General features: G+C 69.8%; 5 protein-coding genes. 3 read left to right on the top strand and 2 right to left on the bottom strand.

What is annotated here, in order from left to right:
- Nucleotides 1-60: 60 nt before the first annotated feature.
- Nucleotides 61-969, bottom strand: a complete 909-nt coding sequence (locus DQW06_RS03280) for a helix-turn-helix transcriptional regulator (RefSeq protein ID WP_198048812.1) — start codon at nt 967-969, stop codon at nt 61-63.
- Between the two features lie 298 nt (nt 970-1,267).
- On the opposite strand from DQW06_RS03280, the gene DQW06_RS03275 reads away from it, so the two are divergent.
- Both DQW06_RS03275 and DQW06_RS03270 read left to right on the top strand, forming a co-directional pair.
- Entirely contained in the window at nt 1,268-1,819 is a 552-nt protein-coding gene (locus tag DQW06_RS03275; protein ID WP_013155153.1) for an ATP-binding protein, read from the top strand.
- Nucleotides 1,820-1,970: 151 nt separating this feature from the next.
- The gene (locus DQW06_RS03270) at nt 1,971-2,339 is read left to right on the top strand and encodes an STAS domain-containing protein (RefSeq protein WP_013155152.1); all 369 of its coding nucleotides are present in this window, start codon (nt 1,971-1,973) and stop codon (nt 2,337-2,339) included.
- Nucleotides 2,340-2,488: 149 nt separating this feature from the next.
- Here the strand turns inward: DQW06_RS03270 and glmS are convergent, their stop codons facing one another.
- Nucleotides 2,489-4,336, bottom strand: coding sequence for a glutamine--fructose-6-phosphate transaminase (isomerizing) (gene glmS, locus DQW06_RS03265; protein WP_117197934.1), 1,848 nt, complete (start codon nt 4,334-4,336; stop codon nt 2,489-2,491).
- Nucleotides 4,337-4,668: 332 nt separating this feature from the next.
- Between glmS and coaA the strand changes: the two genes are divergently transcribed.
- Entirely contained in the window at nt 4,669-5,574 is a 906-nt protein-coding gene (gene coaA / locus DQW06_RS03260; protein WP_041552888.1) for a type I pantothenate kinase, read from the top strand.
- Nucleotides 5,575-5,593 lie beyond the last annotated feature (19 nt).

Below are 5,593 nucleotides of genomic sequence, written 5' to 3'. Positions count from 1 at the left end.
GGGCGTCCCGAGGCGGGCACCCCGGTCAGGGGCTCGGGAACCGGTGGGCGTGGGCGGGGGTCAGGAGTAGCGCTCCAGGAAGCCGCGGAGGATCTCCTCCGTGGCGGAGGGCGGCGGCGCCTGGGTGGCGAGGTGGTCCATCGTCTGCGCGTAGCGGTGGGTGTCGTCGTACTTGTCGAAGTACAGGGCGCTGCTCAGCTGCTCCAGGTAGACCACGTCGGGCAGCTGGGGGGTGGGGAAGCGCAGGATGCTGAAGGGGCCGCCCGCGGCGGGGTGGCCGCCCATGGCGAAGGTGGCGATCTGGAGGGTGATGTTGGGGCGGCGGGCCATCTCGATCAGGTGCTCGATCTGCCCGCGCATCACCCGGGTGTCGCCGTAGGGGCGGTGCAGCACGGCCTCGTCGATGACCGCCCACAGTCTGGGCGCGTCCGGTTCGACGAATCTGCGCTGGCGGCGCATGCGCATCTGCACACGACTGTCCACGTCATCGTCGGACGTGGCGGTCCGGGACAGGCGGATGACCGAGCGCGCGTAGTCCTCGCTCTGGAGCAGGCCCGGAACGAACTGCACCTCGAAGGTGCGGATGACCGACGCGGCCTCCTCCAGGCCGACGTAGACGCCGAACCAGTTCGGCAGCACGTCGCCGTACTTGTGCCACCAGCCCTGGGCGTTGGCGCTGGAGACCAGCCCGAGGAGGGCCTCGCGCTGGTCCGCCCGGTCCACGCCGTAGAGCTTGAGCAGGTCGTCCACGTCGCGGCGCTTGAAGCTGACCTGGCCCAGCTCCATGCGGCTGATCTTGGCGTGGGAGGCGCGGATGGCGTACCCGGCGTCGTGCCGCGAAATCCCCTTCTCCTGCCGCAGCCGCCTCAGCTGCGTTCCCAGGAGAATGCGCAGCACGGTGGGGCCACCGCTGGAATTGGCCAGGAAATCCTGGGTGACCTGTAGATTCTGTGCCTCTTCGGCGACCACATCGCCTCCTGTGCAACGACTGTAACGGCTTTGGTGCGGGCGACCGCTCAGTATACCCACGGGGTTCCGTTACGGACAGGGGAGGACATGGATTGGGCTGGGGCCTATGAGCCCCTTACGGGCCTGAAGTAAACACGGATGCCTGTCTGTGAATTCTGCGCAAGGGATCTACCAATAAGGGTGCTTCGTCCTATACGCTAGCCCGGACGTTGAGCTGCACGTGCATCTGTGTCTTACAGATGTAAGCCACGATGGCCCCGCGGACGGGTCAACCGACAGCGCACTCGTGAGGACCGTGATGAACGCAGAGCTGGTGTCCTCGGAGACCGACTCCGAGCCCTCCTGGAGCCGCCCCTCTCTCGCGGAGGCCTCCCAGGCACTCCTGGGCGGCTGGTGGGACGACCCACTGGGCCGTCTCTCGGTCGGGGAGCGCGCGCGGACGAGGGACGCGGCTGCGGGCGCGTTCGCGGCCTCGCCGGAGTCGGTGCGCCGGGCGCGCGAGTTCGCCTCCGGGGCCCTGGAGGGATGGGGATTCCGTGAGGAGCTGGAGGACGTCCGGCTGATCGTCTCCGAACTCGTGGGCAACGCCTGCCGCCACGCCCTCCCCGAGCGCGGTGTCCCGCACGGCCGCGTCGTGGTCCAGCTGCGCCGCCTCGACGGCGGCCGGGGCGGAGTGGTGTGCATGGTCGCCGATTCCAGCGTGAAAGCCCCGGTCAGAGTGGACGCCCACCATTTCGCGGAGTCGGGTCGGGGTCTCGGTCTCGTCTCCGCTTTCAGCCGGGAATGGGGCTGGGAACCGGTGCGTAACCGCGGAAAAATCGTGTGGGCGATATGCGGTGGTGAGGGCTGACGCGCGCCTGTGAGGCGACGCCGGAAAAGGACTCCGGGGCTGTGGACGGCACCGGACGGGCCGTCCGGGAAGAGTAGGCTGTCAACGCATGTCGGCATTTGGCCGACCGCGTCCTGAGCAGAGTTCCCTACACCCGATCCCGGAGCGAGGCGTGACCGTGCTGGACACGGAACAGGACCAGTTCGTCTGTGACGGGATCACCGTCGTCGAGCTGGGCGGCGAGATCGACATCGCCACCGCCGAGGAGGCGTTCACCCGGATCACGGCCGCCGCCGCCGACGGCTGCGTGGTGGTGGACCTGTCAGCGGTGGAGTTCATCGACGCCTCGGGCGTCAACGCCCTCGTGCGGGCCCTGCGCTTCGCCACGGGGGCCCGGCACCACCTTCTCCTGGCCTGCCCCCCGCGCCAGCTGACCCGCATCCTCGACGTCCTGGCGCTGGGCGCGGTCCTGCCGACCCACCCCGACGTCTCCGCCGCCCGCTCCGCCCACGACGGGTCGGGGCACGGCGCACCGCGCTGACGGGAGCGTTCCCACGAGGGGGAGCGGACCCGCCCCGTACGCAGCCCGCTCCGCACACGGGCCGACCCCGGACACGCCGGTCCCCGGGTACGAAGGAGGACGCGCCCGGCGCCGCGCGCCGGACACGCCCCCTTCCTGCGGTCCCGCTACTACTCGACCGTCACGCTCTTGGCCAGGTTGCGCGGCTGGTCCACGTCGTTGCCCTTGGCCAGGGCCAGCTCGCAGGCGAACACCTGCATGGGGATCGTGGACACCAGCGGCTGGAGCAGGGTCGGCACGGCCGGGATGGGGATGAGCACGTCCGCGTACGGGCGGACCACCTCGTCGCCCTCCTCGGCGATGACGATGGTGCGGGCGCCGCGGGCGCGCACCTCCTGGATGTTGGACACGATCTTGTCGTGCAGCACGCTGCGGCCCTCGGGGGAGGGCACCACCACGACGACCGGCACACCGTCCTCGATCAGCGCGATCGACCCGTGCTTGAGCTCACCGGCGGCGAACGCCTCGGCGTGCATGTACGCCAGCTCCTTGAGCTTGAGCGCGCCCTCCATCGCCACGGGGTAGCCCACGTGGCGGCCCAGGAACAGCACCGTGTCCGCGTCGGCCAGCGACCGGGCCAGCTCGCGGACCGGCTCGGCCGTCTCCAGGACCCGCTCGATCTGCTCGGGCATGGTGGCCAGCTGGGCGATCACGGCGTTGATCTCGTCGCCGAACTTCAGCCCGCGCACCTGCGCCAGGTACAGGCCGATCAGGTAGCAGGCGGCCAGCTGGGTGAGGAAGGTCTTGGTGGCGGCGACGCCGACCTCGGGGCCCGCGTGCGTGTACAGCACGCCGTCGGACTCGCGCGGGATGGTGGACCCGTTGACGTTGCAGATGGCCAGCACCCGGGCGCGCTGCTCGCGGGCGTAGCGGACCGCCATCAGGGTGTCCATGCTCTCGCCGGACTGGGAGATGGCGATGACCAGGGTCTGCTGGTCCAGGATCGGGTCCCGGTAGCGGAACTCGCTGGCCACCTCGACCTCGCACGGGATGCGGCACCAGTGCTCGATGGCGTACTTGGCGATCAGGCCCGCGTGGTAGGAGGTGCCGCAGGCGATGATGACGATCTTCTCGACCGAGCGCAGGTCCTCGGGGGACAGGCGCATCTCGTCCAGGGTGAGCTGGCCGTCGACCGTCACGCGGCCCAGGAGGGTGTCGGCCACCGCGCGCGGCTGCTCGACGATCTCCTTGAGCATGAAGTAGTCGTAACCGCCCTTCTCGGCGGCGGAGGCGTCCCAGTCCACGTGGTACTCGCGCACGTCGACGGGGTTGCCGTCGTAGTCGGTCACCGTGATCGAGTCCGCGCGCAGCTCCACGACCTGGTCCTGGCCCAGCTCGACCGCCTCGCGGGTGTGGGCGATGAACGCCGCCACGTCGCTGGCCAGGAAGTTCTCGCCCTCGCCGCGGCCGACGACCAGCGGGGAGTTGCGGCGGGCCGCCACGACCAGGTCGGGGTCGTCCACGGAGACGGCCACGAGGGTGAACGCGCCCTCCAGGCGCTTGCACACCGCGCGCATGGCCGAGGGCAGCTCGCCGGTCCGGGCCAGCTCGGCGTTGAGCAGGTGCGCGGCGACCTCGGTGTCGGTCTCGGAGAGGAACTTGCAGCCCTGCTCCTCCAGCTCCAGGCGCAGCGCGGCGAAGTTCTCGATGATGCCGTTGTGGACGATGGCGACGCGGTTGCCGTTGTCCACGTGGGGGTGGGCGTTGACGTCGTTCGGCGCGCCGTGCGTGGCCCAGCGCGTGTGTCCGATCCCGGCGCCGTCGCCGCTGACGGGCCGCTCCTCCAGCGCCCGGCGCAGGTTCGCGAGCTTGCCCGCGCGCTTCTCGGTGCGCAGAGCGCCGTCGCCCAGCACAGCCACACCCGCGGAGTCATATCCGCGGTACTCCAACCTTGCGAGGCCGTCCACGACGACTTCAAGCGCCGGTTGCGGCCCGACGTAGCCAACGATTCCGCACATGGCCGCCAGCGTAAGCGAAGAAGCCGGTCGAATCGACCAACCAGGCATCCATACCACTGGTCGTTTTCCCAGGTAGCGGTATAGACCATTTGGTGCATGGGGAGTAGACCGCGCAGGTCGGGGGCATGGGGAGGCAACGAGTGGAACCGATTCCACCCCCAGGGAAGGAGAAGCAAAATTTTGGGGGTGCGTGTCGTGAACATGTGGTTTCCGGCACGTTTACGGTCCCATGGCGGGACTTGTGGGGACCGGCCGCCCGGCGCGGTCGACCCCCTGCTCTAGGGTGGTCATTCGTGTCTCACACGACGAAGAACGGCTTCTCCACGCCGTACGTGGAGATGGACCGGGAGGCCTGGGCCGCGCTCCGGGCCTCCACACCCCTGTCCCTGACCGAGGCGGACCTCGCCGAGCTCCGCGGCACCACCGACCCCACCTCCCTGGACGACGTGCGGGACGTCTACCTGCCGCTGTCGCGACTGCTCAACCTCTACGTGGGCGCGACCCAGCAGCGGCACGCCGCCGTGCGCGCCTTCCTCGGCGAGTCCGACCGCCCGTCGCCGTTCATCATCGGGGTCGCGGGCAGCGTCGCGGTCGGCAAGTCCACCACCGCGCGCCTCCTGCGCTCCCTGCTCGCCCAGTGGCCCAACCACCCGGACGTGGAACTGGTCAGCACCGACAACTTCCTGCACGCCAACGCGGTGCTGGAGTCGCGCGGCCTGATGCGCCGCAAGGGCTTCCCCGAGAGCTACGACCGCCGCGCCCTGGTGCGCTTCGTCTCGGAGATGAAGGCGGGGGCCGACCGGATCGACATCCCCGTCTACTCCCATCTGAACTACGACATCGTGCCGGACGAGCGCCAGACCGTGCACCGCCCCGACATCCTCATCGTCGAGGGCATCAACGTCCTCCAGGCCCCCTCCGCGGGGCGCCTGGCCGTGGCCGACTTCTTCGACTTCTCCATCTACGTGGACGCCAAGGTCGAGAACATCCGCGGCTGGTACCTCGACCGCTTCCGCGAGCTGCGCCGCACCGCGTTCTCCGACCCGCGCTCCTACTTCCACCACATGGCCACCGCCATCAGTGAGGAGGAGTCGTTGGAGTTCGCCGCCAACACCTGGCGCACCATCAACGAGGTCAACCTCGTGGAGAACATCCGCCCCACCCGGGGGCGGGCCACCCTGGTCCTGTACAAGGGCGACGACCACCGCGTGCGGCGGGTGCGGCTGCGCAAGACCTGACCGGCCCGGCGGCGGCCCC

The sequence above is a fragment of the Nocardiopsis sp. TNDT3 genome, assembly GCF_003427465.1.
Taxonomy (GTDB): Bacteria; Actinomycetota; Actinomycetes; order Streptosporangiales; family Streptosporangiaceae; genus Nocardiopsis; species Nocardiopsis dassonvillei.
Note: the sequence above shows the minus strand (reverse complement) of the source record. Positions and strands in the feature narration are given on the sequence as shown.

What these genes read in the sequence shown, in the direction of transcription:
- DQW06_RS03275 (WP_013155153.1), top strand. Translation starts at nt 1,268, where the DNA reads ATGAACGCAGAGCTGGTGTCCTCGGAGACCGACTCCGAGCCCTCCTGG.
- glmS (WP_117197934.1), bottom strand. Translation starts at nt 4,336, where the DNA reads ATGTGCGGAATCGTTGGCTACGTCGGGCCGCAACCGGCGCTTGAAGTC.